Here is a 25,228-nt window from a genome sequence, read left to right as displayed (position 1 = left end):
TCACTCAGCCCCCTCTGCCACTTGCATATCCGCCTGCGAGACATGAGTGCCCAGCCCCTGCAGATAGGCGACGACCGCATCAAGTTCGGTCTTGCCGGCGACCGCCGCCGGCGCGCCGGCGATGTCGGCGTCCGTGTAGGGGTCGCCAATGCGCTTGAGCGCACGCATATGCTGCGCAATTTCCGCGCCGTCGAGCTTCGCCTGGGCCAGCCACGGATACGCCGGCATGTTCGACTCCGGCACCACGTCGCGCGGATCGTTCAGATGCGCGCGGTGCCAATCGTCGGAATAGCCGCGCAGGCCGACGCGCGCAAGGTCCGGCCCGGTGCGCTTGCTGCCCCACTGGAACGGATGGTCGTAGACCGACTCGCCGGCCAGCGAGTAATGCCCGTAGCGCTCGGTCTCGAAGCGGAGCGTGCGAATCATCTGCGAGTGGCAGCCGTAGCAACCCTCACGCACATAGATGTCGCGCCCCGCCAGTTCCAGCGCGGGATAGGGCTTGATGCCCGGCAGCGGCTTGATCGCCTCGGCCTGGAACATCAACGGCACGATTTCCGCCAGGCCGCCGAAGGACACCGCCACGGCGATCAAGATCATCATCAGGCCGATGTTCTTTTCGATTTTTGCGTGTGTATGACTCATGTCTGTTCCCTCAGGCACGGGCGTCCGAAAGATCGGGCGGAAGCACCACTTGCGGCACCGTGCTTGCTGCCGCCAGCCGGAAGGTCTTGAACACGTTCCAGGCCATCACCAACATGCCCGAGAGCACGATCAGTCCACCGCAGAGACGGAACAGGTAATACGGCTTGGTAGCGTTGAGCGCTTCCACGAACGAGTAGACCAGGGTGCCGTTCTCGGGATCGGTAGCGCGCCACATCAGGCCCTGCGTCACGCCGGCAATCCACATCGTGGCGATGTAGACGACTACGCCAATCGTGTGCAGCCAGAAGTGGGTGTCGATCAACCTGGTCGAGTACATCTTCGAGAGATTGAGCAGCCGCGGCAGCATCGCGTAGATCGAGCCGATCGAAATCATCGCCACCCAGCCGAGTGCGCCCGAGTGCACGTGGCCGATACCCCAGTCGGTGTAGTGACTGAGCGAGTTGACCGTCTTGATCGACATCATCGGCCCCTCGAACGTGCTCATCATGTAGAACGAGAGCGAGACGATGAGGAACTTCAGGATCGGATCGGTGCGCAGCTTGTACCAGACCCCCGACAAGGTGAGGATGCCGTTGATCGCGCCGCCCCAGGACGGCGCCAGCAACACCAGCGAGAACACCATGCCCAGCGACTGCACCCAGTCGGGCAGCGCGGTGTATTGCAGGTGATGCGGGCCGGCCCACATGTACACCGCGATCAGCGCCCAGAAGTGCACGATCGACAGCCGGTAGGAATAGATCGGACGATCCGCCTGCTTGGGCACGAAGTAATACATCATGCCGAGGAAGGCCGTGGTCAGGAAAAAGCCTACGGCGTTGTGGCCGTACCACCACTGCACCATCGCATCGACCGCGCCGGAGTACACCGAGTAGGACTTCCACAGGCCGGCCGGGATGGCGAGGTTGTTGACGATGTGCAGCAAGGCGATGGTGATGATGTACGCGCCAAAGAACCAGTTGGCGACGTAGATATGCTTCACCTTGCGCTTGGCGATGGTGCCGAAGAACAGTACCGCATAGGCGACCCAGACGATCGTGATGAGCACGTCGATGGGCCATTCGAGCTCGGCGTATTCCTTGCCCTGGGTGAGACCCAACGGCAAGGTGATGGCCGCGGCCACGATCACCAATTGCCAGCCCCAGAACACGAATGACGCCAGCTTGTCCGATAGCAGGCGCACGTGGCAGGTGCGCTGCACCACGTACAAGCTGCTGGCGAACAACGCCGAGCCGCCGAACGCGAAGATCACGGCATTGGTATGCAATGGCCTGAGACGGCCGTAGCTGAGCCACGGCACGCCGAACGTGAGGTCGGGCCAGTACAGCTGGCTCGCGACGATGACGCCGACCAGCATGCCCACGATCCCCCACACCACGGTCATCACGGCGAACTGCCGCACGACCTTGTCGTTATATGTCCCCTCGACGCCCACCATGAGGCCCACTCCTAGGCATGTCTGAATCCTGTGAAGTCTGGTTGGCGCCCCCTGGTCCACGCATGATCTAGATCAAGTGAAGGGGGGTAGGTACGGGGCGCGATTTGTCGCAGGTGTTCTCCCCCCGACCTCGACCCCATTGGGATATCTCTGTATCGCGAAAAAGAGATATATAATCTCGGCACCGCCACTTCAGGACCCGTCGCGATGCCGCCGATCAGCTTTGAGTTCTTTCCGCCCAAGACCGACGAGCAGCGTGCACAGCTGGACAAGGCGGCGATCGCGCTCAAGGCGTTGTCGCCGGAATATGTGTCGGTGACCTTTGGTGCTGGCGGTTCGACGCTCAACTACACCGGCGAAACGGTGAACCGCTTGCATAGCGAGCATGGCCTGAACGTGGCCCCGCACCTGTCTTGCGTAGGTGGCACCCGGGCCGAGCTGGCCGAGTTGCTGGATAGCTATCGCGCCGCGGGTTACCGCCGCATCGTGGCGCTGCGCGGCGACCTGCCCTCGGGCATGGCGTCGCCGGGCGACTTCCGTTACGCCTCCGAACTGGTTCAGTTCATCCGCGAACATTCGGGTGACCACTTCCACATCGAGGTGGCCGCCTATCCGGAAACCCACCCGCAGGCCGATGATGCGTTGGCAGACCTGCGCCACTTCAAGGCCAAGATCGATGCCGGGGCCGATGGTGCGATCACCCAGTATTTCTTCAATGCGGATGCGTACTTCCGTTTCGTCGACGACGTGCGCCGCCTTGGCGTGGACGTGCCGATCGTGCCGGGCATCATGCCGATCTCCAATTTCACCCAGCTCAAGCGCTTCTCCGACATGTGTGGCGCGGAAATCCCGCGCTGGATCGCCAAACGCATGCAGGCCCATGGCGACGATGCCGTATCGGTGCGGGAGCTTGGCGCCGACGTGGTGGCCCAGCTTTGTCGTCGCTTGCTGGAGGGCGGCGCGCCCGGACTGCACTTCTACACCTTGAACCGGGCCCAGGCGACGCGGGCGATTCTGGATCGACTGCACGGTTAACCCACTCGGACGAGGGTATGCTCGTTCGATGGTGTCCACGCGTATCCGCCTGTTGCTCCTGCTGTTTCTGCTACCGATGGGTGCGGCGGCACAGGAAGGCATTCACCGCTGCGTGGGCGCGGACGGCAACCCCTTGTTCACGGATCAGCCCTGTGCGGCGCTGCAGGCGACGCCGATGGCCGATGCGGCGGCCGCCGGGGCGACCACCCATGCGAACCCGCCACAGGAACCGGCCATACCGCCACCGCTGCTTTGTGCCGCGAGCGTGCCCGAGCTGCGCCAGAGCGTCATTGACGCCTTCAGCCGGCACGACCCGAACCGCCTGGCCGGGCTGATGCTTTGGAGTGGTTACGGGCGCGGGGCCGTGGTCGCCGATATCCGATCCCTGAGCGAACTGATGCAGCACACGCTGCTGGATGTCGGCGAAGCCTCTGAGGATGCGGCGCCGGCCCCGGCCCAGTCCAGCGACATGGGCAGCCTGGAGCGTTCGCTGGATCCGGCCGACGCCGCAACGCCTGCCGCCGCGCCTTCGCCACCGCCTGCCGATCGGCAACTGGTGGTACGCACGGCGGCCAACGATGGCAGCGGCGTGCCCCACGATACGCACTTCGTCGTGGTGCGGCGTTCCGGTTGCCTGTGGTTGCGCAGCCCCGGCTGAGCTCCGCGGACCGCCGCCTTGGCCGGGCTCCCGCCCATCGCTGGAACGCCGCCAGGAGCCCGCCTGGACCAGGCATGAAACCGCCTTGGCGCGTCGCGCGTTATCATGTTGCGATTTTCCGCGGAGAACCGACATGGCGCAGCAGTACCCCGACTGGATCTGGCAGAACGGCGTGATCAAGCCCTGGCAGGAGGCGACCACCCACGTCATGGCGCACGCGCTGCATTACGGGTCCTCGGTATTCGAAGGCATCCGCAGCTATGCCACGCCTGATGGCGCAGCCATTTTCCGTCTCACCGACCATCTCAACCGCCTGTACCAGTCGGCCAAGATCTACGACATGGCCCTGCCCTACTCGGCAGTCGAGCTGGCGGCTGCCTGCCGCGAGGTCGTGCGCAAGAACGGCCTCAGCGCGGCCTATTTGCGCCCGGTGGCCTATCGCGGCCTGGGTGGTTTTGGTCTCTCGGCCGAAACGCCGATCGACGTTGCCGTGGCCGCCTGGCCGATGGGTCCTTACCTCGGTCCCGAGGCGCTGGAAAATGGCATCGACGCCTGTGTATCGAGCTGGCAGCGCTTTGCCCCGAACACCATTCCCGCGGGCGCCAAGGCTGGTGGCAATTACCTTTCCGGCCAGCTGATCGCACGCGAAGCCCGTCGCCTGGGCTTTGGCGAGGGCATCGCCCTGGCCTCCAGCGGCCTGCTCAGCGAGGGTGCCGGCGAAAACCTGTTCCTGGTGTTCGATGGCGTGCTGCACACCACGCCGGCCAGCGCGTCGATTCTTGCCGGCATCACGCGCGACACGCTCAAGACCCTGGCGCGCGAAGATGGCATTGAAGTCGTCGAACGCGATATCCCGCGCGAATACCTCTACCTCGCCGACGAACTGCTGATGTGCGGTACCGCCGCCGAGATCACGCCGATTCGTTCGGTGGACGGCAAGCAGATCGGCAGCGGCAAGGCCGGCCGTGTCACCCGTCGTTTGCAGGAGCTGTTCTTCGGCCTGTTCACTGGCAAGACCAACGACCAGTGGGGCTGGCTGGAAGCGCTCTGAGGACTTGGGGCGAGGCAGACTCGCCCCTTTCCGTCCGGAGGCTCAGGCCAACTCAGCCGAACACGATGCTCGCGATGGCGCCGTTGCTGTCGGTGCGTGGACGCATCGACACGTCCCAGCCGTAGAGTTCGCAGAGGCGGCGCACGATCGCCAGGCCCAGTCCCGCACCGCTGCCGCCCGCACCTTCACCACGCACGCCGCGCTGGAACAAGCGCTCGGCGTCCTCCGGCTTGATGCCGGGGCCGGTATCGATCACTTCGATGCGATTGGCGCTTACTTCAACGGTCACCATGCCTTCCATGGTGTATTTGATCGCGTTGCCAATCAGATTGGTCAGCGCCACCGAGAGCACCGAAGCCGGCGCGTTGATGCTCACCGACTGCTTGACCGTCAGCTCGACGCCCAGCGGCTTGTCACGCATCTGCGGGCGCTGGCTCTCGATCACGTCGGCCGCGACCTTTGCCACGTCAGTGGTTTCACCGCGAGTTGGCCCACGCCGTTCCGCACGCGACAGCAGCAACAAGGCCTCGATCAGCTCGGTAGCCTGGCGCGAGGCACGCTCGATGCGCTTCAGGCGCTCGCGCAACTTATCGGTGAGATCGGGCGAACCCTGCAGCAATTCGGTAGTGCTGGCGATGACCGCCAGCGGCGTGCGCAGCTCGTGACTCACATCGGAATTGAATTCGCGATCACGCTCGACCATGGCGGTAAGCCGTTGCGCGTACTCGTCCAGCGCCAGCGCCAGCTCGCCCACTTCGTCGTCTGCAAAATGCGGTGCCAGCAGCTCGGCCTTGCCGTTCTTGCGAAAGTCGCGCAGGCGTCGCGCCAGGTCGCTGACTGGCTTCAGGACTTTGCGCGAGAGCCACAGACCGAGCGCAAGCGATAGCAGACCAAACAGGAAAACCGCGCCAATGACGCTGACCAGCAGCTGCTGCTTGCCCAGCTCCTCGCGCGAAACGTCGTAGCGGATAAAGCTGATGATGCCGTTTTCGTGGTAGACCGCCAGCTTGTAGTGATGCCGCTGGCCCTCTTCATCGGTCTCAAAGATGTCATGCACGCCGTTCGGCAGGTTTTGCCATGAAAGCGGTGCCTTGTAGAGCGTGCGATCGCTGAGCACGGTGCCGGTGAGCAGGCGCGAGCCGCTCGGCGTGCCGGGGTGTTCGTGGGCCTGCTGATTGGCCCAACGCGCATCGTCGAGCAGGCTGGCGTTGACCAGCTGATCTTCCACGCGACCGCGGATATTCAGCGCCGCGATCGCGAACAACGCGCTGAGGCCAAAGCCGAACAGCGCGAACGAGACGACCAGGCGAAACCTGAGCTTACGCCTGGACCGCATCCGGCTCGACCATCCGATATCCGATACCGTGCCGCGTGTGGATCAGCGGCTTTTCAAACGGTTTGTCGATGGCTGCGCGGAGACCGTGGATGTGCACGCGCAGCGAATCGCTGTCGGGCAGCTCCTCGCCCCACACGCGCTGCTCCAGATCCTGGCGGGTCACCACCGACGGGCTCGCCTCCATCAGCGCCTGCAGCAGTTTCAGGCCGATGGGGTTGAGCTGGATCGACTTGCCCTCGCGGGTCACCGTGAGCGTGTCGAGGTTGTAGGTAAGGTCACCCACCTTCAGGACGCGACTTTGCGGGCCCTTGCCGCGACGCGCCAGCACTTCCAGGCGCGCGGACAGCTCCTGCAGGGCGAACGGCTTGGTCATGTAGTCGTCGGCACCGGACTCGAAGCCGGTCAGCTTCTGCTCCAGCGCGTCGCGCGCGGTCAGCATCAGGATGGGCGTCTGCTTGTGCGCCTCGTGGCGCAGCTTGCGCGCCACGTCGAGGCCATCCATGCCTGGCAGGGTGAGATCGAGCACGATCACGTCGAAGTCGTGCACCACGGCCAAATGGAGTCCGGTAACGCCGTCGCCGGCGAAATCGACCACATGGCCACGATCTTCCAGGTAATCGCCGATATTGGTCGCGATATCGCTGTTGTCTTCAATCACCAGTACGCGCATGCGTCCTCCATACGCAGCCGGCATAGGGACCGGCCGAGGTGGCAAGCTTAACAAGCTTGAATGCGGGAAAGGGGGGTCGGAAGGGCGCCAAGCTGAATAAAACCGGCCGGGCGTAAAGAAAAAGGCCCAGGCGGGTCGACTTGTCGTCGTTCGCCTGGGCCCAAGCTACTGCCCCGATACCGTAATCTGCTGTCACCCGACCTTGCGGTTGAAGTGTCAAGCAAATTGCAGTGAAACCTTTATAGGGGCCCTGCGGTTACACGTTGGTTAACCGACTCTCACTTCAGCGTTAACCCTTGCTGCCCTTCAGGGTCTGCACCTGCTTCATGTCTTGCATGTACCGCTGCGCAGCCCCGTTGTCTTCCTGCACCTGGCGATTGGTGCGGCAGACCGTCTTGGGAATATTGGAGCCCATCGGTTTGACCTGCTCGCAAATCTCCCGGTCAGCATCCTTCTTGGTCAGGATGGCATTGACTTCGGACTGGTTGTTATAGAGCTGGACTTTGGACGCCTGGTCCATCGCGTCGACCGTGCCGAACTTGTCGTATAGCGACTGCATGTTGGTCAGGTCGCGATCGACCATTTCATGCTCGGTCTTGTCGACAAACTCAAAACGACCTCCTGGCCCCATCTGCTGGCGAACGTGATCCGCAACAGCAGCGAACTCATCCTTGGTATTCGCCTTGACATCAGGCTTGGCCTCCTTGGCTTGCACGGACGCCACTTGCAGCAAAATCACCGCAGCCGCCATCAATGGCGACCAGAATTTCACCTTCATGCTTTCCTCCCGAGCCCTACCGCACCCCCCCTTGGGGTACGCTTCGCAGGACCGGCCGATGGTATGACGCGTAGGGGCCCTGGTCAAAACTTCGCCAGGGATTCACTTTCACGGTGTCAGCGAACGCCAGTTTCCGAGCGAACGAACGGGCAGCTTCGGCCAGGGCGCCCGAGGGAGCCCGAGCGGCGGTCAGTGCGAAGGCTGCGGATTCATGGTGTGCAACATGTCGTCCTTCATCTTGATGGTGTCGCGCCTTTCACGCTCTATGTCGCTGTATTTACGACAGGTGGTCTTGGGAATGAGCGTGCCCGTCGGTGGCGCCTGCTCACAGACTTCGCGATCGCCATCGCGACGGGTCAGGATCGCATTGACTGCGGACTGATCGTTGTAAAGCTGAATCTTCGAAGGCATGTCCATCGCATCGACGCTGCCGAACTTATCGAATAGCGCCTGCATTTGCCCGAGATTCTGCTCGACCGTACTGCGCTCGCCTGGATCGACGAATTCGAACCGGCCACCGGGCCCCATCTGTTCGCGAACATTATTCGCCACGGTGGCGAACTGATCCTTCGTATCCGCCTTGACGCTGGGCGGTGGGGGCGCCTGCTTGGCTTGAACACATGCCATGGGAGCCATGGCTAGCGTGACAATCACGAGGAACGATGAGGGCTTGAGCTTCATGCCTACCTCCCTGGTCCTGCCGCATCCCAGCGCGGGACACGCCCTGCAGGAGCGGGAAATCCTATGCCCGTCCCGCCCTCAGGTCAAAACCCGGCTAGCGGCGCCGGGCGGACGTCACGACAGCCTGGGGCGCCGCTTCCGTTTCGAGCAGGCCAATGATGGCGGCAGCCACATTCACGCCGGTGGCGGCCTCGATGCCTTCCAGGCCTGGCGAGGCGTTCACTTCCAGAATGAGCGGGCCACGCTTGGAGCGCAGCATGTCGACACCAGCAACCCCCAGGCCCAGGGCCGAGGCGGCCTTCACGGCGATCCGGCGTTCTTCGGGGCTCAGCGTGGCCGGGCTGGCCGTGCCGCCGCGGTGCAGGTTGGCGCGAAACTCGCCGGGGCTGGCATCGCGCTGCATGGCGGCCACGACCTTCTTGCCCACCACGAAGCAACGCAGATCGCTGCCCTTGGCCTCGGCAATGAATTCCTGCACGAGAAAGTTGGCGTAAAGGCCACGAAAAGCCTCGATCACGCTTTGCGAGGCGCTGCGTTTTTCCGCCAGTACGACGCCGGTGCCCTGGCTGCCTTCGTTGAGCTTGATCACGTGCGGCGGCTCGCCAAGCATGGCCAGCACGTCGGCGGTGTCGTCCGGGTTGTCACCGAACACGGTGGCGGGCATGTCCAGGCCCTGGGCGGCGAGAATCTGCAGGCAGCGCAGCTTGTCGCGCGCGCGCAGCACCGCATCGGAGGAATTGGGCGAGTACACGCCCATCATTTCCAGCTGGCGCAATACGGCGGTGCCATAGAACGTGCTGGTGACGCCGATGCGCGGAATCACAGCGTCGATACCCTTGAGCGCCTTGCCCTTGTAGCGAATCGACATGTTGCCAGGCGCAATGCGCACGTAGCAGCGCAGCGGATCGAGTACACGCACGACATGGCCACGATCCCGCGCCACTTCGATCAGGCGCTGGGTCGAATAGAGGCGGGTGTTGCGGGAGAGAATGGCGATCTTCATGAAACACCCGTGGCCACGCCCCAGATCGGTCGTGGCTGTGTATAGGAAAGGGCAGGGTCGACCGCGAAGCGGCCGTGCAATGCCGTGCGGCCCAGCAGCATGGGAAACAGCATATGCCGCCGATCAGTCAAATTGATGTCGACCGCAAAGCGCTGCCCCGCGACCATGACGTCGGTGCGAATGAACCAACGCAAGGTGCGCCGCCCACCGGTGTCCGTCACGGCACGGCGATCCAGTGCCAGCGTTTCGCAAGCCACGCCGACCCGGTGACGGCCACCGACATTCACTGCAAAACGCAGCCAGGTTTCACCATCGCGCTCGAAGCTTTCCAGCGCGTCCACGTGTAGTGAACTACTGCGCGCGCCGGTATCCAGCTTGGCCTTGAGCAGGGGGATGCCGAGTTCCGGCAACGCCAGACGCTCCCGCCAGCCGAGGGTGATCACATCCGCCATTATCAGCGCACGCCGCAGGGTTACGTGAAAGAAAGCTCGGTGGGGTCGAGAGCATTTTGGAGCGGGTGAAGGGAATCGAACCCTCGTCAGTAGCTTGGGAAGCTACAGCTCTACCATTGAGCTACACCCGCGGGGTTCGGCGATGGTAACCCGGGACTGCGTGAATTTGGAACCGCCGGCGAGAGCCGAACGCGGCATGAACCGCACATGGCGGCCCGCTGAATCGGTTATGGCGATGTAGCCAGCAAGTCCTTGCCGACACCTCATCAACCGTCAACATAATGTGTTCGTCAGCGTCCGCTGGTTCTTGCGCGTTTTGGGGACGATGAAATCTGCTCGCGCGACCGGGTCGCGCCCTACCCTTCGGAGAACTCGATGCGCGTGTTTCCTGCTTCCCTGACCTCGCCGCGGGGCTGGCGATGGCTGGCGGCGGCTTTGCTGATCGGCGTCGGCGGCCTCGCCCTGGCCCAGGCACAAACACCTGACGGCGACAGCGCGGGCGACCCGCCTTCGCGCGTGGCGCGCCTGTCCTACCGAACCGGCGATGTCGGCTTGTTGCCGGCCGGCACCAAGGACTGGGGCGACGCCAGCCTCAACCGCCCACTGACCACCGGCGACCGCCTTTCCACCGGGCAAAACGCCCGCGCCGAGCTGGAGCTGGGTGGCGGCACCTTGCGCATCGCGGACGATTCGGACTTCGGCTTTCTCACGCTCAATGATCAGCTGACCCAGGTGGAACTCACCCAGGGCACCTTGAATCTCTCCGTGCGGGGCCTGGCCGAGGGCCAGAGTTACGAGATCGACACACCCACCGTCGCCCTTGTGGTGGATCAGCCCGGCAACTTCCGCGTCGACATCGGCGACGACGGCAAATCCACGCGCATCATCGACTTCGACGGCCGCGCCGTGGTGTATGGCGAAGGCAACACGCAACGCAATGTCGCCAGCGGACGCAGCTACGAGTTCGCCGACTCCTCGCTCAACAACGTGGTCATCAGCGATATCGACGGCGGCGACGACTTCGACGCCTGGAGCAATAGTCGCGATCAGCGCAACGCGCAGGAGCAGTCGCAGTCGGACCGCTATGTCTCCGACGAAGTCGTCGGCGCCCAGGACCTGAACCAGTACGGCAACTGGCAGGCCGACCCCGACTACGGCCAGGTCTGGTACCCGTCCAATGTGGCGGTGGGTTGGGCACCGTATCGCGATGGCCACTGGGCCTATATCGCGCCCTGGGGCTGGACCTGGGTGGACGATTCGCCGTGGGGCTTTGCGCCATACCACTACGGCCGCTGGGCCTATGTGCGCGGCAACTGGGGCTGGGTCCCCGGCCCCGTGCGGGAGCGGCCGGTCTATGCACCGGCGCTGGTCGCCTTTGTCGGCGGCGCATCCATCGGCATCAGCAGCGCCCCCGTGGGCTGGTTCCCGCTGGGTCCGCATGAGGTCTACAACCCGTGGTATCACGCCAGCCGCGGCTATTACACCAACGTCAACGTCACCAATATCTACGAGCGCAATGGCCGTAGCGTGGTGATGGAGAACATCAACAATCACTACAACTACTTCCGCGATGGCCGGCCGGTGCCGAATGAGCGTTTCTTGAACCGCGAGGCGCCGCATGCTTTTACCGCCATGTCCGGCCAGGATTTCGCCGCCGCCCGCAACGCACAGCACCACATGATGGCCGTGGACCCGCAACGCTTTGCCGGCGCCCAGGTGATGCCGCGCGGCGCCGGCGTGCGCCCCGAGCAGGCCAGCTTCGCGCCGGCACGCAGCGGGTCAGGCCGAACCTTGCCGGCAGGTGGTTTCGATCGTGAGGTGGTGGCTCGCAATGCACCGGCCGCGAGCTTTGGCGCTCGCGCTGCCAACGCCGCCCCGGCGGGTGGGCAGCACGCTTTCCAGGGCCCGACCAATGTTCGACTGCTGAATGGGCAGGCCCAGGGCAACCGGCCGGCAGGTGGGTTTGCGCCGAATCGTTCCGCCGACATGTCGTCAGCGGGGCCGGCCGGGCAGCCCGGCATGCGCCAGCCGGCCATGCAGGACAACGAGCGTGCAGCCATGCGCCCGGGTGAAATGCCGTCCGCTCGATTCGCCCATTCAAGGGAAGATATGCCCACGATCGAACGCGCCACACCAGGCAATCAGCCACGCCCGGGCGTGAGTTATATCCCCAGCGCCGAGTCCGATCGCGCGCGAGCCCAGCCCTCGGCGGGCGTCCTGCCCAACGTGCCACGCGTCGAGCGCGCCCCTGCGGGCCCCGACAACGAGCCACGCTACCAGCGGGAAAGCGCCGTCCAGCGACCGGAATTCCAGCAACCGCGCAACGTTGCGCCGCCACCGAGCGTCGAACCACAGCAGCGGGCTGCCCAGCCCCAGCAGCGGGGCTACGAAACACCGCAGCGTGCCTACGAGCCACCGCGAGGCAACCAGGCTCCGCAGCCGCAGCCACGCCCGGCCCAGAATGCTGGCCAGCCGCATGAGCAGCCGCACAGCCAGCCCCACCACGACGACCGCCGCAAGGACGATCAACACAATTGACGCCGGTTTCATGCGTCTCTCCAGGGGCCCGGCGAATGCCGGGCCTCTTTGTGGCGTGTCGGTAGCCGCTACAATACGGGGATGCATATCACGCTCAATGGCAGTCCACGCGACTGCGCCCCCGCCACGACGGTCGCCCAGTTGCTGCAGGAAGCCGGTTACGGTACCCGTCGAGTCGCCGTGGAAGTGAATCACGAGATCGTTCCGCGCAGCCTGCATATCAGCCACGCGCTGGCCGAAGGCGACCAGGTCGAAATCGTTCACGCCATCGGTGGCGGCTGATCCCGCGCTAGTCCCCCTGGCGGCGCCACCGTGGCGTTGCCCGCAGACCAAGACATCACGATGAACATCAAGACGCTCGATTCCGCCGATCCGCTGATCATTGCAGGCAAAAGCTATGGCTCGCGCCTGCTCACCGGCACCGGCAAGTACAAGGATTTCGACGAAACCCGCCGCGCCACCCAGGCCGCCGGCGCCGAGATCGTCACCTTGGCGATCCGTCGCGTGAACATCGGTCAGGATGCCAGCCAGCCCAATCTGCTGGACGCACTGCCGCCCGAGGAATTCACCCTGCTGCCGAACACCGCCGGCTGCTACAACGCCGTGGACGCCGTACGCACCTGCAAGCTCGCTCGCGAGCTGCTGGATGGCCACAAGCTGGTGAAGCTGGAAGTGCTGGGCGACCAGCGCACCTTGTTCCCCGACGTCGTGGAGACGCTCAAGGCCGCAGAAACCCTGGTGGCCGATGGTTTCGACGTGATGGTCTACACCAGCGACGATCCGATCCTGGCCAAGCGCCTGGAAGAGATCGGCTGCGTGGCGGTGATGCCGCTGGCCGCGCCGATCGGCTCGGGCCTGGGCATCCAGAACCGCTACAACCTGCTGGAAATCATCGAGAACGCGAAGGTGCCGATCATCGTCGACGCCGGTGTGGGCACCGCTTCGGACGCGGCGATCGCGATGGAGCTGGGCTGCGACGGCGTGTTGATGAATACCGCCATTGCCGGCGCCAGGGACCCGCTGCTGATGGCACACGCCATGAAGCTGGCAATCCAGGCCGGCCGTGCCGCCTTCAAGGCCGGACGCATCCCGCGCAAGCGTTTCGCCTCGGCCTCCTCGCCGATCGACGGCACCATCGGCTGATTCCGCGCATGAGCGACACGCACGACCACGATCAGGACGCCGGGCACCCTGGCTATATGCGCCGCATCCGCAGCTTCGTGCTGCGCGAAGGCCGCATGACGCCAGCCCAGCAGCGCGCCTTCGACGAGCACTGGGCTCGCTACGGCATCGATTACACCCGCGCGCCGCAGGACTATGCCACTCGTTTTGGCCGCACGGCGCCGCTGGTGCTGGAGATCGGCTTTGGCAACGGCGAAGCCCTGGCCTGGGCGAGCGAGCATGACCTGGCGCGCGATTTCATCGGCGTGGAAGTGCATGGTCCGGGCGTGGGCAGGCTGATGAACGCGCTGGCCGCGCGTGACGCCAGCAATGTACGCCTGTACAAACACGATGCCGTGGAAGTGCTGGAGCACGAGGTGCCCGCCGGCACACTGGCCGAGGCCCGTATCTGGTTCCCCGACCCCTGGCACAAGAAGCGCCACAACAAGCGCCGCATCATCCAGCCCGAATTCGTCGCCCTGCTCGCTTCGCGCATGGCGCCCAGCGGCCTGCTGCACCTGGCCACTGACTGGCAGCCGTATGCCGAGCACATGCTGGAAGTGATGGAAGCGGCGCCGGCTTGGCGCAACGACCTTGGTGCCGGCCAGTACGCCGAGAAGCCGGCCTGGCGCATCGAGACCCACTTCGAGCGCCGCGGCCTGAAGCTTGGCCATGGGGTGTGGGACCTGCTGTACCGCATCGCTTGAGCTTGCTCTACTCCCTCTACCCTCCGGGGAGAGGGCTGGGGTGAGGGGACACTCTGGCCGCGGTCCTTCAAATCCGACTTCTTCAAGCTCGCCATGAGCAATGCTGTCGCGAGCACCCGCCCCTCACCCTGCCCTCTCCCCCGAGGGGAGAGGGAATGCGCGGCTTCATTAGTGCGGACTCAGTTCACCAGCACTCATCACGACCCGCTTATACTCGCCCCTCAAACAGGGACGAGTCGTCGCAGCGTGAAGCTTCCACTGCCCAGCACCATCCATCGCAAGGCAGCCCGGCAGGGGGATGCGCGCTAGTGGGTCTCTCGCTCACCCCCGAAATGATTCTGGTGCTCGGGCTGGTGGGCTTCACCATGCTGATGCTGGTGCTGGAATGGATCCGCGCCGATATGGTGGCCTTGCTGGTCGTGGTGGTGATCGGCCTCACCGGCCTGATTCCCTCCGAGCGCGTCTTCAACGGCTTCGCCGGTAACGCTGTCATCGCGATCATCGCGATCATGATCATGGGTGCAGGCCTGGATCGCGCCGGCGTACTCACCCTCACCGCCAGCTTCGTGATGCGCATGGCGCGCGGCGTGGAGTCGCGCCTGGGCCTCGTGATCAACCTCGTCACCAGCCTGTTCAGCGCCGTCATTCCCAGCCAGGCGCTCGCCGCCCTGATGATCCCGGTGACCAGCCGCCTCTCTGCACGTACCGGCGTACCGATCTCACGACTGCTGCTGCCAATGGCGTTCTGCATCCTGGCCGCCACCAACACGACGCTGATCGCGAACTCGCCGCTGATCGTGCTCAACGACCTGGTGGCCAGCGCCAACGCCAACCTGCCGGCGGGTGCCCACACGATTCCCAAGTTCGGCCTGTTCAGCGTCACGCCCGTGGGCCTGGTGCTGGCGCTGACCGGTGTCGGCTTCTTCTACTTCTTCGGCAAGAAGCTGCTGCCCGAGCGCGAGGACGAACGCCTCAAGGTCACACCCGGCCGCACCGAAAGCTATTTTGCCGACACCTACGGCATCGTTGGCGAAACCGCCGAACTTACCGTGACCGCGGAAAGCCCTCTGGTCGGCATGAGCATCGGCGAAGTCGAGCAGCTCTACGGTGCGCCGCTGATCCTGGCCATCAAGAGCGGCAATGATGCGCGCATGGCGCCGCCGGCAGACCACGTCATCTGGGTCGGCTCCGTGCTCGGCGTGCTGGGGCCACGCGAACAGCTCAATCAGTTCGCCAATAACCAGCTGTGCAAGCTGTCGCCGCGCATGCGCCAGTTGGGTGAGCTGTTCAATCCCACCCGTGCGGGTATTTCCGAAGCGGTGATTCCGCCCAGCTCGCGCTTCCTCAAGCAGTCCGTCGGCGATCTGCGCCTGCGCAAGCGCTACGGCATCTCGGTGCTGGCGGTGAACCGCGGCGACCAGGTTTATCGCGACGACGTGCGCTCGGTCAGCCTGCGCGCAGGCGACACGCTGGTCTTGCATTCCAGCTGGCGCGATCTAGGCCTGGCCACCGAGGACAAAGACCTCGTCGTGGTCACCGATATCCCGAAAGAAGAACAGCGCCCGGGCAAGGTCTGGCAGGCGGTAGGTTTCTTCGTGCTGGCCAAGTGCCTGGCCTTGTTCACCCATCTCGACCTGTCCGTGGCCATGATGACCGGCGCCGTCGGCATGCTGCTCACCGGCGTGCTGAACATGGACGAGGCGTACAAGGCGATCAACTGGAAGACCATCTTCGTCACCGCCTGCCTGATTCCATTGGGCTGGTCGATGGACGCCACCGGCGCGGCCGCGTGGCTGGCGCAGGGCGTGCTGCAGCACCTGGGTCATACCTCGCACTGGATCCTGCAGCTGTCGCTGGCCGTGCTTACCCTGATGTTCTCGCAGGTGATGTCCAACGTCGGCGCCACCGTGATGATGGTGCCCATCGCCATCAGCGTGGCCGTCGCCACCGGCGGCAACCCGTCGGCGTATGCGTTGATCGTCGCGGTGTCTTCGTCCAATACCTTCCTGCTCAGCTCCGGCCACCCTGCCCTGATGATGGTCGCCGGCCCCGGCGGTTATCGCGCGAAGGATTTCCTGCGCGTCGGGCTGCCGCTTACAGCGATCGTGCTCGTGATCACCTTGGTGGCGATCAACTTGATGTACCACTGATCGCAGCGCGTACGCTTCAACCTTCGAGATAAACCTCACCGTCGTCGATCCGCAACGCTACTGCGCGGAGATGGTCGCCGCGACATGGGCCGCCTACACAAAGACCGTCGCTTTCGTTGAACGAGGCGCCGTGGGCGGCGCAGATCAGCAGGTTGTCCTTGATCAGGAACCTGCCGGGCGCCCAGTCCAGCCGGCGGCCTGCGTGCGGGCAGATATTGAGGTAAGCGCGCACTGCGTCATCGCGACGCAGCACGATCACGTTTTCCTCGCCGTCACGCAGCACGGCATCGACGGCAATCGCGCCACCATTGGGAATATCGTCCAGTCGGCAAAGCGCCTGGTCGGGAGTAGCTGCATCCATCGGCACTTGCCTCTTTAGCCCTAAGGCCCCATCGTTGCGCCTGTAAGTCCTTGATTTTACCACACGGATTTTTAACACATGCGCTTTTCGATGCCCATGCCACGTCGCTCCCGTCACCCGCTGGTTCGCGCCCTGTCACTCATCGTCGGCTTGGCGCTGGTCGGTGTGCTGATGGTGTTTGGACTGGTCGTTGCCGGCGTGCTGCTGGTCGGCGGCAGCCTCGTGTTCGCTTTGCGCCACTGGTCCCGCAGCCGTTCCACGGCTTCCGTGGCAGGCCGCCCGCATCAGCCTGAAGTCATCGAGGGCGAGTTCGTGGTCCTGAACCAGCGTCGTCACGCGGTGCGTTGAGCAGCATCGCTCCCGCCTCAACGGCGAGGCTACATGAAACGGGCGAGCGCCACGCGTTGGCCCCGGCATGTCGGCTCGGCCCTGCCCCGCGCAAGATCCGGATGGTCATCGCCCCAGGCGGCGACTAGCCTGAGGGCATTCGTTTTGCGGATGCCGCCATGACTGCACGCAGCGCCACCGAAATCGCCCTGGAACATGTCCGCTTGCTGGTGGAGCGCGCCGACGAGGCGCCCACCCTGCAGGTGCTGGCCGATGCGGCCAGGCTCAGCCCCACGCATTTGCAGCGCGCCTTTCGCCGCCGCTACGGCATGAGTCCCGCCGAATATCATCGTGCGCGTCGCTTCGATCAGCTGAAGGCGGCGCTGCGCACTGGCTCGGCAGTGACGGACGCGGTCTATGACGCCGGTTTCGGCTCGGGTAGCCGTGTCTATGAGCACAGCGATCGCCTGCTCGGCATGACCCCGGCCAGCTATCGAGCCGGTGGCGCCGGTGCGGATATCCGCTACACCACCACCGACACGCCACTGGGCCGCTTGCTGGTAGCCACCACGGTGCGCGGCATCTGTTCCGTCACGCTTGGCGACGACGATGCGGAACTGGAAACACGTCTCGCCGCTGAATTCCCACAGGCCACGCGCCAGCGCGTCGACGCCGGCCGCGAGGAATGGCTGGACGCGGTCATAGCGCGCATTGCCAGCGAGCTGGGCTGGAACGACGCCGAAGCACCCGCTCTACCGCCGCTCGATGTCGCCGCGACCGCCTTCCAATGGCGTGTGTGGGAGGCCTTGACGCGCATACCCAGCGGCGCCACCAAGAGCTACGGTGAACTCGCCGCCGAGCTGGGCATGCCCAAGGCGGCGCGCGCCATTGGTCGCGCCTGTGGCAGCAATCGCCTCGCCTTGATCGTGCCGTGCCACCGCATCGTGCGCGAGGATGGCTCGTTGGGTGGCTGGCGCTGGGGCGTGGAGCGAAAGCGAGAATTGCTGGCGAGCGAACAGTGCGATGAGCACCGTCAAGCACGCCGTAAAGCCGTCGCATAGCCCCAGGCGACTTGAGGAAATCTCAAATCAGCCTTGTACAGGTCTCGCTTCTGCCCGCGTCCGGACCGGAATATGTTGTGAGCCCTGTAGACTATGGCGTGCATCCCCCCGTGATGCTTCCCCGCGCTTCGAGCCCATGAACAACACTGCCATGACATCCGCCGCTGCGGCGGCGCCTGCCCCTGTCGCGGACATGCGCGTTTTCGTGCCGCTGGCGCTGTTTGCGCTCTACGTCATCTGGGGCTCGACCTATCTCGGCATCCGCGTCGCGCTGGAGAGCTACCCGCCTTTCCTCTTGGCGGGCATCCGCTTTCTCGGTGCAGGTGTGGCCTTGTTTGCCTTCCTGCGCCTGCGTGGCATGAAGGCACCGACGCTGCACCAATGGCGTAATGCCGCGTTTACCGGCGTGCTGCTGCTTGGCTTCGGCAACGGACTGGTTTGCTTCGCCGAGCAGCGCGTGAGCTCGGGCATTGCCGCCGTAGCGGTGGCGAGCATGCCGCTGTTTGCCGCAATGTTCGCCGGCATGTATGGCGAATGGCCGTCGCGCCGGGAAACGGTCGGCCTGGTGATCGGCTTTGTCGGCGTGGTCGTGCTGAACCTGGGCAGCGGTCTTTCCGGCTCGCGCATCGGTGCGATCGCCTTGCTGGTTGCCGCGATGAGTTGGGCCTTCGGTTCGGTCTGGAGCCGTCGCCAGGACATGCCTGCGGGACCCATGAACACCGCTGCGCAGATGCTGTGCGCCAGCGTGGCGCTGATGCTGGTAGGTTTTGGCAGCGGCGAACACCTGCCGGCACATCCCACCATGCGCGCAACCGCCGCCGTGGTCTATCTCGCCGTGTTCGGCTCGATCATCGCGTTCAGCGCCTATCTCTACGTGCTCAAGCACGCGCGCCCGGCACTGGCCACCAGCTACGCCTACGTCAACCCACCCGTGGCGGTGCTGTTTGGCGTCATGCTGCTAGGGGAACATGTCGGTACGTATGATCTGGTCGGCATGGCCATCATCCTGCTTGGCGTGGGTGCGATCACCCTGGCCAGGCAACGTCGCGTCACCCGCTGAATCCCTATCTCGACCGCAGGACACCACCGGCAACACCCGCGCTGAGAGGCGGCTTGCGAGCACGCGACGTCTGAAGTTCTGCAATCCGTACCACGCCAGTTGATGGTTGCAGAAGGGGCGCGCCGACAAGCACCGGCACGCCCTCATCATCACAGTTCCCGCAAAGCCGTGGTCACCGGCAAGCGCGCCGCCCGCACGGCAGGAAACAGGCCGCCGATAAAGCCGATGGCCAGTGCCCATTTCAGGCCGGTCCAGAGCAAGGTCGGCGACACCCGCAGTTCGAAGCTGAGCTTGCCCACGGTGCCGGCCGCCAAAGTCGACGCGCTATAGCCGTTGAAGATCAACCACGCGAGCAAGCCGCCAAGCAGGCCGCCGATCAAGGCAAGCAGCATGGTCTCCAGCATCACGGCGACCACCACCGGCACGCCACGGAAACCGATCGCCCGCAGCGTGGCAATCTCCCTGGCACGGGCGGCGACCGCAGCGAACATGGTGTTGAGCGCGCCGAACATCGCACCGATCGCCATGATCAGGCCCACCGTGATGCCGACGATGCGGATCACCTTGGTCATGCCTTCCGATTGTTTGCTGAAGTAGTCGAGCGTGGTGTCCACGTCCACCTTCAACTGCGGATTGCCATCGAGCTCGGCCTTGAACGCGTCGTAGGCCTTGGGATCGGTCAGCCGCACCGTCACCGAGGCACGGCTGCTGCCACGGCGATAGGTATCCGCCACCACGTTGGCATCGCCCCATACTTCCGAGTCCATCGCATCGCCGGAAGAGAACACGCCCACCACCGTCCACTGCTGGTTGCCCAGATGGATCGTATGACCAGGCTCAAGGCCCGCGAACTCCTTCGCCGCGCCCTTGCCCACGACCAGCTCACGCATACCGGGCTGGAAGTTGCGCCCTTCCACGATCTTCACGTTCGGGCGCACCGCCCACGCCTGCTCACTCACGCCGCGCAGCTGCACGCTGCCTTCGTCGTCAGCGCTGCCACCCTTGAGCGGAAGATTCGCCGCGACCACCAGTTCGGGCGAGGCGATCGGCTGTCCTTTGGCGTCCCTGAAGATGCCGGGTGCCTGCGGAATCAGCGTCACGCTGTCGTGATCGAGCACCGACATCACTTCGGCGGCGGAAGATCCACGCATCACGATGGCGGTATCGTCGCTGCCGGTCTTGCGCAGCGTTTCGGCGTAACCCTCGCCCATGGCAAGCAAGGCGACCAGCACGCCGACCACACCGGCGATGCCGATCACGATCACGGCCGATGAGCCGATACGCTGACCCAGCGTGCTGATGCCAACGCCGGCCACGGAGGCCGCCTGTTGTCCACGCCGGGTAAACATCATCCAGCCGGCAAACAGCACCGCAAGCGCCACCACGCCGTACCAGGGCAGCATCACCCAGATGACCATCACGGCGACGACCAGCAGCAACAACAGGAAATTCGTCAATAGGCTCATGTCGGTCTCCTCAGCGTCCTGCCAGTGCGTCGACGATATTCAGGTGCATGGCGCGCAGCGCCGGCAACGCACCTACCAGCAGACCGATCAGGACCATCAGGACGATGCCGAGCAGCCAGCTGCTGCCGCTGACGGCACCGAGGTTCAACATGCCCCCGCTGCCCGCACTGATCGTCGGGATGATCAACGTGGCCAGGCCGAGTCCGATGCAACCGCCCAGCAGCAGCAAGAGCACCGACTCGGCCAGCACCATCGCCAACACGCTGTGATTGGAAAAGCCGATGGTCTTGAGCACCGCCAGCTCGCTGGTTCGCTCGCGCACCGCCTGCATCATGGTGTTGCCGGACAGCAGCAACAGGGTGAAGAACACGGCACCCATGATCGAGCCGACGATCAGGCCGATGTCCGCCAACTGCTTCATCCAGTTCGCGGTGGCGGCCTGTTCGGTCTGCGTGCGCGTTTCGTGGTCGGAGTTGGCCGAGATCGCATCGATCGCCTTGGCCACCCGGTCCGCCTGATTCACGTCGGTTACGCGCGTCACATACCAGCCGACCGTGCCTCGATTGAACGGCGTGGTTTCATCGAAATACTTCCAGTGCAGCAAAAGCAGCTGATCGTAGAAACCACCGGCCTTCTTATCCTTCGAGTGCATGATGCCGACGATGTCGAAGGTCCAGTTCTTGCTGCCTTCGCGATTGGGAAAGATGGTCGACTGCAGCGGGATCTTGTCGCCGACTTTCCAGTTGAAGCGTTGCGCCAGTTTTTCACCCACCAGCACGCCGGTACGCGTGTCGTCGAAGGCCTTGCGCTCGGCCGGGCTCACCTCGATCTCGGGATACAGATCGATGTAGTTCGGCTCCACTGCAAAGCTGAAAACCTGGTTGTGCGGATCCTGGTAGGCTCCGCCAAACCAGTTGGCATAGGTGACCATTTTCACGCCGGGCACCTGCGCAATTTGCGCCTCCAGCGACTGCGGCAAGGTCTGGATGAACGACAGCTTCGAGCCCGTCTGCAGGCGCTGTGCGCCATTCGCACTTTGGCCGGCCTGGTTGAACGAGGTGCGCACCGCATCGAGCATGCCGAACAACAGGAACGCGGCGATGATCGAGACCAGGGTCAGGATCGTGCGGGCCTTGCGCCGGAACAGCGCAGCCCAGATGAGATGGAGATATTTCATCGCCGCCTCCTTAGGCCATGGCCTGTTCGACCAGGGTGCCCTTGTCCAGATGCAGGGTGTGGTTCGCGTACTCGGCTGCCTTGGGATCATGCGTAACCATCATGATGGTCTTGCCATGCTCGCGATTGAGCAGACGCAACAGGCCAAGCACTTCCTCCGCCGATTGGCGATCCAGGTCGCCGGTGGGCTCGTCGCAGACCAGCAAGGTGGGGTCCGAAACGATGGCACGCGCAATGGCGACGCGCTGCTGCTGGCCACCGGATAACTCGCTGGGCTTGTGCGTCGCGCGATCCGCGAGTCCGACCAGCTGCAGCGCAATGGACGCGTTCTTGCGCCGCTGCGCCGCGGAAAGCTTGGTCAGCAGCAAGGGCAGTTCGACATTGCGCTGGGCCGTGAGCATCGGCATCAGGTTGTAGAACTGGAATACAAAGCCGACGTGCGCTGCGCGCCACTTGGCGAGCGTGCCGCCGCTGAGCTGGTCGAGCCGTTGCCCGGCCACGGTGATGCTGCCGCCGGTCGGTGTATCCAAGCCACCGATGAGATTGAGCAAGGTGGTCTTGCCGGAGCCCGACGGCCCCATCAGGGCGAGGAAATCGCCCTCGGCAATATCCAGGTTGATGTGATGCAGCACTTCGACTTTCTGCTTACCGCGTTCGTACACCTTGGAAAGGTCGCGGGTTTCGATCAACGTGCCCATGCGTGTGCTCCCTATGCGGATTTGTAGCATCGCGACTAGCGATGCGCTCAGTCATGCGCGGCAATTCCCTGCCCGCTCAGTTCTTCGCCTTGCCGGTTGCGACGACGCGCATACCGTCTTTCAATGCCGCCGGCGGCGATACCACCACCGTTTCACCGACCTGCACGCCGGCAGTCAGCAGGCGCAGGTCGCCCTGGCTCGATGCTGCTGGCGTCACCGTACGCTCCTGCGCAAGCTCGCCGCTGACGACGAAGACCACCGCACGCGCATCGCGCTGCGCGATGGCTGCCGCTGGCACCAGCGCGCCTTGTGGAGCCTGGGCCGCCGGATGCGCCTGCTTCTGTTCCAGGAACGATACGCGCACGCCCATGTCGGGCACGATGCGCGCATCCTTTTGTTCCAAGGCCACGCGCACCTTCACGGTGGCCTTGCCGCGGTCCGCCGCGGGCACGATGGCGATGACGTGGGCCGGTATCTTCCAGTCCGGATACGCATCGAGCACGGCCTCGGCGGGCATGTTCGGCTTCACCCGACCGATATACGCCTCGTTGACGTCCACGTCGACTTCCAGCGAATCCATGTCGACGATGGTGCCTATGCCCGTGCGCGTGAAACCACCGCCGGCCGAAAACGGCGAGATGATTTCGCCCACCTGCGCGTCCTTGGTGGTGATGACGCCGTCGAACGGCGCACGGATCACGCAGTAGTCGAAATTGACGCGCGCCTCCACCACCTGGGCATCCGCCGAATCGGCCTGCCGCTGCTGGGAGACCAGCTGGGCGCGAGTCGTATCGGCCAGCGTGCGCGCCTGTTCCGCCGCCTGTGCCGCCACCAGTCCCTTGCCGACCAGGGACTCCTGGCGCGACGCATCCTTGATGTTCTGCACCAGCTGCGCCTGGTATTGCGCCACGAGCGCGTGCGCAGCAGCGGCCTGGGTACGGGCGGCCTCCAGCGCGGCCTTGTATTGGGCATCGTCGAGACGGGCCACGATCTGCCCCAGCTTGACGTGATCGCCCTCTTCGATCAGCACCTGCGTCAGCGTGCCGGTGATCTGGGCCGACACCGTCGCCTGGCGGCGTGCCGTGACATAGCCGGTGGCTTGCAGCACGGCGCCGGCGCCCGCATTCGATGCGGGCGACTGGGCCAGGGCGGTCTGCACCTCGACTGCGTGTCCAGCGCTCAGCCACCAGCCGCCGAGTCCGAGCACCACCAACAACAGGAGGGCAACAGCGACGATCCACGGCCAACGACCCGATCCCTGGCCATGCTCCTCGCGCTGATGCTTCTCGATGCGCAGTTCCTTCAAAAGATCCGTATTCGCCACAATGGCTCCCCGCCGGCGGCTGCCGGTTGTTCCGTGTGCAACACCATGATGGAACGGCCACTGCGCAACCAGGGCACGCCATCAGGCATCGACGATGACAGCTGTCACCAGCGGCGTGCCGCCGGGTGACCCCGCCGTTTGTACTCGCAAGTCCGGCTGGAGAAAAGCTGACGTGAAGCTTGCCTGCTCACTGGGAGCAATCCAGCCTGAACTGCTAATCTTGCACGACCATGTCATACGCCATCACGCCCCCCGCGATTCCGAGCCTGCCGATCCTTGGCAGCGACCAGCGCTTCCCGGTCCGCCGGGTGTTTTGCATCGGCCGCAACTATGCCGAACACGCCCGTGAAATGGGCGCGACCGTGGACAAGGACACGCCGATGTTCTTCTGCAAGCCGGCCGACGCCATCGTCGCCGACGGTGCAGACGTGCCTTACCCGCAGGCGACCCAGGACCTCCATCACGAGGTGGAAATGGTGGTCGCGCTGGGGGCTGGCGGCCGGGACATTCCGCGGGAACGCGCCGCCTCGCTGATCTGGGGCTATGGCGTCGGCCTGGACCTCACCCGCCGTGACCTGCAGGCCATCGCCAAAGCCAAGAGCCATCCGTGGGACGTGGCCAAGGGCTTCGATCACTCCGCGCCGGTATCCGCCTTGCGGCCGGCTGCCCAGGTCGGCTTGAGCGACGACACCAGCGTCAGCCTGAGCATCAACGGCCAGCTGCGCCAGCAGGGTAGGCTCGGCGAGATGGTGCATGGGGTGGCGGAAATCATCGCCATCCTGTCGACCTTGTTTGAACTGAAAGCCGGCGACCTGATCTTTACCGGCACGCCGGCGGGCGTATCCGCGCTGCAGCGGGGCGACCGCTTCCACGCCGAGGTCGCGGGCGTGGCGACACTGGACGGCCGGGTCGTCTGAACAACGCACCGCCCTGCCGGTCGCGATTCTGTCGCGGCCGGCCCATGCTGCGTTAGAGTTCCCTCGCCATCCACGGCCTTATCGAGGGAGTGCAGCATGAGCATGCTGAAAGAGTTCAAAGAATTCGCCATGCGCGGCAACGTCATCGACCTTGCCGTCGGTGTGGTGATTGGCGGCGCGTTCGGCAAGATCGTGACGTCGCTGGTCGACCAGATCATCATGCCGCCGATCGGCGCCCTCACCGGCGGCATCGACTTCTCCGACATGAAGTGGGTGCTCAAGCCGGCCGATAACAGCAACCCGGCGCATAAGGTGGCCGAGGTGGCCATCGGCTATGGCGCCTTCATCAATACGCTGATCCAGTTCATCATCATCGCATTCGCCATCTTCCTGGTGGTCAAGGCGATCAACCGGCTCACCCGCCGCCAGGAAGCCGCGCCAGCGCCACCGCCGGCGGATGTGGTGTTGCTTACCGAAATCCGCGACCTGCTCAAGACCAGGCCATAAGGCCCGCGATCAT

Annotated in this window: 26 protein-coding genes and 1 tRNA gene; 13 read left to right on the top strand and 14 right to left on the bottom strand. The window is 64.5% G+C overall.

The window, feature by feature from the left end; all coding sequences use genetic code 11:
* Together ccoO and ccoN are read right to left on the bottom strand one after the other, a co-directional pair.
* Complete coding sequence (gene ccoO / locus OUZ49_RS00325) at positions 1-642, bottom strand: cytochrome-c oxidase, cbb3-type subunit II (protein ID WP_266147885.1); 642 nt, start codon at positions 640-642, stop codon at positions 1-3.
* Between the two features lie 10 nt (positions 643-652).
* Positions 653-2,098 carry a cytochrome-c oxidase, cbb3-type subunit I gene (gene ccoN, locus OUZ49_RS00320; protein ID WP_266147884.1) on the bottom strand — a complete coding sequence of 482 codons (1,446 nt, stop codon included), beginning with the start codon at positions 2,096-2,098 and terminating at the stop codon, positions 653-655.
* A gap of 207 nt (positions 2,099-2,305) precedes the next feature.
* Here ccoN and metF point away from each other — a divergent pair, with 207 nt between their 5' ends.
* The 3 genes from metF to OUZ49_RS00305 all read left to right on the top strand — a co-directional run bounded on the left by metF (position 2,306) and on the right by OUZ49_RS00305 (position 4,842).
* Complete coding sequence (metF, locus tag OUZ49_RS00315; RefSeq protein WP_266147883.1) at positions 2,306-3,133, top strand: methylenetetrahydrofolate reductase [NAD(P)H]; 828 nt, start codon at positions 2,306-2,308, stop codon at positions 3,131-3,133.
* 28 nt (positions 3,134-3,161) lie between these two features.
* Positions 3,162-3,791: a DUF4124 domain-containing protein gene (locus tag OUZ49_RS00310; RefSeq protein WP_266147882.1), complete on the top strand. Its 630-nt coding sequence runs from the start codon at positions 3,162-3,164 to the stop codon at positions 3,789-3,791.
* Between the two features lie 133 nt (positions 3,792-3,924).
* The gene (locus OUZ49_RS00305; protein ID WP_266147881.1) at positions 3,925-4,842 is read left to right on the top strand and encodes a branched-chain amino acid transaminase; all 918 of its coding nucleotides are present in this window, start codon (positions 3,925-3,927) and stop codon (positions 4,840-4,842) included.
* A gap of 52 nt (positions 4,843-4,894) precedes the next feature.
* On the opposite strand, the gene OUZ49_RS00300 is transcribed toward OUZ49_RS00305, so the two are convergent.
* From OUZ49_RS00300 to OUZ49_RS00270, 7 genes are all read right to left on the bottom strand, one after another.
* The gene (locus tag OUZ49_RS00300; RefSeq protein WP_266147879.1) at positions 4,895-6,178 is read right to left on the bottom strand and encodes a sensor histidine kinase; all 1,284 of its coding nucleotides are present in this window, start codon (positions 6,176-6,178) and stop codon (positions 4,895-4,897) included.
* On the bottom strand, positions 6,162-6,848 hold the full coding sequence (locus tag OUZ49_RS00295) for a response regulator transcription factor (RefSeq protein WP_266147878.1): 687 nt from the start codon (positions 6,846-6,848) through the stop codon (positions 6,162-6,164). The genes OUZ49_RS00300 and OUZ49_RS00295 overlap by 17 nt, the downstream gene beginning before the upstream one ends.
* A gap of 289 nt (positions 6,849-7,137) precedes the next feature.
* The gene (locus OUZ49_RS00290; RefSeq protein WP_266147877.1) at positions 7,138-7,626 is read right to left on the bottom strand and encodes a hypothetical protein; all 489 of its coding nucleotides are present in this window, start codon (positions 7,624-7,626) and stop codon (positions 7,138-7,140) included.
* A 189-nt stretch (positions 7,627-7,815) separates the two neighbouring features.
* A complete protein-coding gene (locus OUZ49_RS00285; protein ID WP_266147876.1) occupies positions 7,816-8,307 on the bottom strand; it encodes a hypothetical protein in 492 nt (163 codons plus the stop codon).
* Between the two features lie 94 nt (positions 8,308-8,401).
* Entirely contained in the window at positions 8,402-9,310 is a 909-nt protein-coding gene (rimK, locus tag OUZ49_RS00280; RefSeq protein WP_266147875.1) for a 30S ribosomal protein S6--L-glutamate ligase, read from the bottom strand.
* A complete protein-coding gene (locus OUZ49_RS00275) occupies positions 9,307-9,762 on the bottom strand; it encodes an ATP-dependent zinc protease family protein (RefSeq protein ID WP_266147874.1) in 456 nt (151 codons plus the stop codon). Before OUZ49_RS00275 ends, rimK begins: the two co-directional genes overlap by 4 nt.
* Positions 9,763-9,819: 57 nt before the next feature.
* Positions 9,820-9,893, bottom strand: a tRNA-Gly gene (locus OUZ49_RS00270).
* 244 nt (positions 9,894-10,137) lie between these two features.
* Between OUZ49_RS00270 and OUZ49_RS00265 the strand changes: the two genes are divergently transcribed.
* The 5 genes from OUZ49_RS00265 (at position 10,138) to OUZ49_RS00245 (ending at position 16,318) form a co-directional block, all read left to right on the top strand.
* Positions 10,138-12,300, top strand: a complete 2,163-nt coding sequence (locus tag OUZ49_RS00265) for a DUF6600 domain-containing protein (protein WP_266147873.1) — start codon at positions 10,138-10,140, stop codon at positions 12,298-12,300.
* A gap of 81 nt (positions 12,301-12,381) precedes the next feature.
* The gene (thiS, locus tag OUZ49_RS00260) at positions 12,382-12,582 is read left to right on the top strand and encodes a sulfur carrier protein ThiS (protein WP_266147872.1); all 201 of its coding nucleotides are present in this window, start codon (positions 12,382-12,384) and stop codon (positions 12,580-12,582) included.
* A 60-nt stretch (positions 12,583-12,642) separates the two neighbouring features.
* On the top strand, positions 12,643-13,443 hold the full coding sequence (locus OUZ49_RS00255) for a thiazole synthase (protein ID WP_266147871.1): 801 nt from the start codon (positions 12,643-12,645) through the stop codon (positions 13,441-13,443).
* 8 nt (positions 13,444-13,451) lie between these two features.
* The gene (trmB, locus tag OUZ49_RS00250) at positions 13,452-14,168 is read left to right on the top strand and encodes a tRNA (guanosine(46)-N7)-methyltransferase TrmB (protein ID WP_266147870.1); all 717 of its coding nucleotides are present in this window, start codon (positions 13,452-13,454) and stop codon (positions 14,166-14,168) included.
* A 332-nt stretch (positions 14,169-14,500) separates the two neighbouring features.
* Entirely contained in the window at positions 14,501-16,318 is a 1,818-nt protein-coding gene (locus tag OUZ49_RS00245) for an SLC13 family permease (RefSeq protein ID WP_266148612.1), read from the top strand.
* Positions 16,319-16,334: 16 nt separating this feature from the next.
* On the opposite strand, the gene OUZ49_RS00240 is transcribed toward OUZ49_RS00245, so the two are convergent.
* Positions 16,335-16,679 carry a Rieske (2Fe-2S) protein gene (locus OUZ49_RS00240; protein WP_266147869.1) on the bottom strand — a complete coding sequence of 115 codons (345 nt, stop codon included), beginning with the start codon at positions 16,677-16,679 and terminating at the stop codon, positions 16,335-16,337.
* 78 nt (positions 16,680-16,757) lie between these two features.
* Between OUZ49_RS00240 and OUZ49_RS00235 the strand changes: the two genes are divergently transcribed.
* From OUZ49_RS00235 to yedA, 3 genes are all read left to right on the top strand, one after another.
* Positions 16,758-17,027, top strand: coding sequence for a hypothetical protein (locus OUZ49_RS00235; RefSeq protein WP_266147868.1), 270 nt, complete (start codon positions 16,758-16,760; stop codon positions 17,025-17,027).
* Between the two features lie 158 nt (positions 17,028-17,185).
* Positions 17,186-18,067: a methylated-DNA--[protein]-cysteine S-methyltransferase gene (locus OUZ49_RS00230; protein WP_266147867.1), complete on the top strand. Its 882-nt coding sequence runs from the start codon at positions 17,186-17,188 to the stop codon at positions 18,065-18,067.
* Between the two features lie 136 nt (positions 18,068-18,203).
* Entirely contained in the window at positions 18,204-19,127 is a 924-nt protein-coding gene (gene yedA / locus OUZ49_RS00225) for a drug/metabolite exporter YedA (protein WP_266147866.1), read from the top strand.
* 149 nt (positions 19,128-19,276) lie between these two features.
* Here the strand turns inward: yedA and OUZ49_RS00220 are convergent, their stop codons facing one another.
* From OUZ49_RS00220 to OUZ49_RS00205, 4 genes are all read right to left on the bottom strand, one after another.
* The gene (locus OUZ49_RS00220; protein ID WP_266147865.1) at positions 19,277-20,593 is read right to left on the bottom strand and encodes an ABC transporter permease; all 1,317 of its coding nucleotides are present in this window, start codon (positions 20,591-20,593) and stop codon (positions 19,277-19,279) included.
* Between the two features lie 10 nt (positions 20,594-20,603).
* Positions 20,604-21,770 (bottom strand): ABC transporter permease, encoded by a 1,167-nt coding sequence (locus OUZ49_RS00215; RefSeq protein ID WP_266147864.1) that lies wholly within the window; start codon positions 21,768-21,770, stop codon positions 20,604-20,606.
* Between the two features lie 10 nt (positions 21,771-21,780).
* Positions 21,781-22,467 (bottom strand): ABC transporter ATP-binding protein, encoded by a 687-nt coding sequence (locus OUZ49_RS00210; protein WP_266147863.1) that lies wholly within the window; start codon positions 22,465-22,467, stop codon positions 21,781-21,783.
* 76 nt (positions 22,468-22,543) lie between these two features.
* The gene (locus tag OUZ49_RS00205) at positions 22,544-23,791 is read right to left on the bottom strand and encodes an efflux RND transporter periplasmic adaptor subunit (protein ID WP_266147862.1); all 1,248 of its coding nucleotides are present in this window, start codon (positions 23,789-23,791) and stop codon (positions 22,544-22,546) included.
* A gap of 230 nt (positions 23,792-24,021) precedes the next feature.
* Between OUZ49_RS00205 and OUZ49_RS00200 the strand changes: the two genes are divergently transcribed.
* Together OUZ49_RS00200 and mscL are read left to right on the top strand one after the other, a co-directional pair.
* Positions 24,022-24,708: a fumarylacetoacetate hydrolase family protein gene (locus tag OUZ49_RS00200; protein ID WP_266147861.1), complete on the top strand. Its 687-nt coding sequence runs from the start codon at positions 24,022-24,024 to the stop codon at positions 24,706-24,708.
* Between the two features lie 96 nt (positions 24,709-24,804).
* Complete coding sequence (gene mscL / locus OUZ49_RS00195) at positions 24,805-25,215, top strand: large-conductance mechanosensitive channel protein MscL (RefSeq protein ID WP_266147859.1); 411 nt, start codon at positions 24,805-24,807, stop codon at positions 25,213-25,215.
* Positions 25,216-25,228: the final 13 nt, after the last annotated feature.

Source organism: Dyella halodurans (assembly GCF_026283925.1).
Taxonomy (GTDB): Bacteria; Pseudomonadota; Gammaproteobacteria; order Xanthomonadales; family Rhodanobacteraceae; genus Dyella; species Dyella halodurans.
Note: the sequence above shows the minus strand (reverse complement) of the source record. Positions and strands in the feature narration are given on the sequence as shown.

Bases quoted from the DNA above. Each gene is read 5' to 3' on its own strand.
- ccoO (WP_266147885.1), bottom strand. From the start codon at position 642: ATGAGTCATACACACGCAAAAATCGAAAAGAACATCGGCCTGATGATG.
- ccoN (WP_266147884.1), bottom strand. From the start codon at position 2,098: ATGGTGGGCGTCGAGGGGACATATAACGACAAGGTCGTGCGGCAGTTC.
- metF (WP_266147883.1), top strand. From the start codon at position 2,306: ATGCCGCCGATCAGCTTTGAGTTCTTTCCGCCCAAGACCGACGAGCAG.
- OUZ49_RS00310 (WP_266147882.1), top strand. From the start codon at position 3,162: ATGGTGTCCACGCGTATCCGCCTGTTGCTCCTGCTGTTTCTGCTACCG.
- OUZ49_RS00305 (WP_266147881.1), top strand. From the start codon at position 3,925: ATGGCGCAGCAGTACCCCGACTGGATCTGGCAGAACGGCGTGATCAAG.
- OUZ49_RS00300 (WP_266147879.1), bottom strand. From the start codon at position 6,178: ATGCGGTCCAGGCGTAAGCTCAGGTTTCGCCTGGTCGTCTCGTTCGCG.
- OUZ49_RS00295 (WP_266147878.1), bottom strand. From the start codon at position 6,848: ATGCGCGTACTGGTGATTGAAGACAACAGCGATATCGCGACCAATATC.
- OUZ49_RS00290 (WP_266147877.1), bottom strand. From the start codon at position 7,626: ATGAAGGTGAAATTCTGGTCGCCATTGATGGCGGCTGCGGTGATTTTG.
- OUZ49_RS00285 (WP_266147876.1), bottom strand. From the start codon at position 8,307: ATGAAGCTCAAGCCCTCATCGTTCCTCGTGATTGTCACGCTAGCCATG.
- rimK (WP_266147875.1), bottom strand. From the start codon at position 9,310: ATGAAGATCGCCATTCTCTCCCGCAACACCCGCCTCTATTCGACCCAG.
- OUZ49_RS00275 (WP_266147874.1), bottom strand. From the start codon at position 9,762: ATGGCGGATGTGATCACCCTCGGCTGGCGGGAGCGTCTGGCGTTGCCG.
- OUZ49_RS00265 (WP_266147873.1), top strand. From the start codon at position 10,138: ATGCGCGTGTTTCCTGCTTCCCTGACCTCGCCGCGGGGCTGGCGATGG.
- thiS (WP_266147872.1), top strand. From the start codon at position 12,382: ATGCATATCACGCTCAATGGCAGTCCACGCGACTGCGCCCCCGCCACG.
- OUZ49_RS00255 (WP_266147871.1), top strand. From the start codon at position 12,643: ATGAACATCAAGACGCTCGATTCCGCCGATCCGCTGATCATTGCAGGC.
- trmB (WP_266147870.1), top strand. From the start codon at position 13,452: ATGAGCGACACGCACGACCACGATCAGGACGCCGGGCACCCTGGCTAT.
- OUZ49_RS00245 (WP_266148612.1), top strand. From the start codon at position 14,501: ATGATTCTGGTGCTCGGGCTGGTGGGCTTCACCATGCTGATGCTGGTG.
- OUZ49_RS00240 (WP_266147869.1), bottom strand. From the start codon at position 16,679: ATGGATGCAGCTACTCCCGACCAGGCGCTTTGCCGACTGGACGATATT.
- OUZ49_RS00235 (WP_266147868.1), top strand. From the start codon at position 16,758: ATGCGCTTTTCGATGCCCATGCCACGTCGCTCCCGTCACCCGCTGGTT.
- OUZ49_RS00230 (WP_266147867.1), top strand. From the start codon at position 17,186: ATGACTGCACGCAGCGCCACCGAAATCGCCCTGGAACATGTCCGCTTG.
- yedA (WP_266147866.1), top strand. From the start codon at position 18,204: ATGAACAACACTGCCATGACATCCGCCGCTGCGGCGGCGCCTGCCCCT.
- OUZ49_RS00220 (WP_266147865.1), bottom strand. From the start codon at position 20,593: ATGAGCCTATTGACGAATTTCCTGTTGTTGCTGCTGGTCGTCGCCGTG.
- OUZ49_RS00215 (WP_266147864.1), bottom strand. From the start codon at position 21,770: ATGAAATATCTCCATCTCATCTGGGCTGCGCTGTTCCGGCGCAAGGCC.
- OUZ49_RS00210 (WP_266147863.1), bottom strand. From the start codon at position 22,467: ATGGGCACGTTGATCGAAACCCGCGACCTTTCCAAGGTGTACGAACGC.
- OUZ49_RS00200 (WP_266147861.1), top strand. From the start codon at position 24,022: ATGTCATACGCCATCACGCCCCCCGCGATTCCGAGCCTGCCGATCCTT.
- mscL (WP_266147859.1), top strand. From the start codon at position 24,805: ATGAGCATGCTGAAAGAGTTCAAAGAATTCGCCATGCGCGGCAACGTC.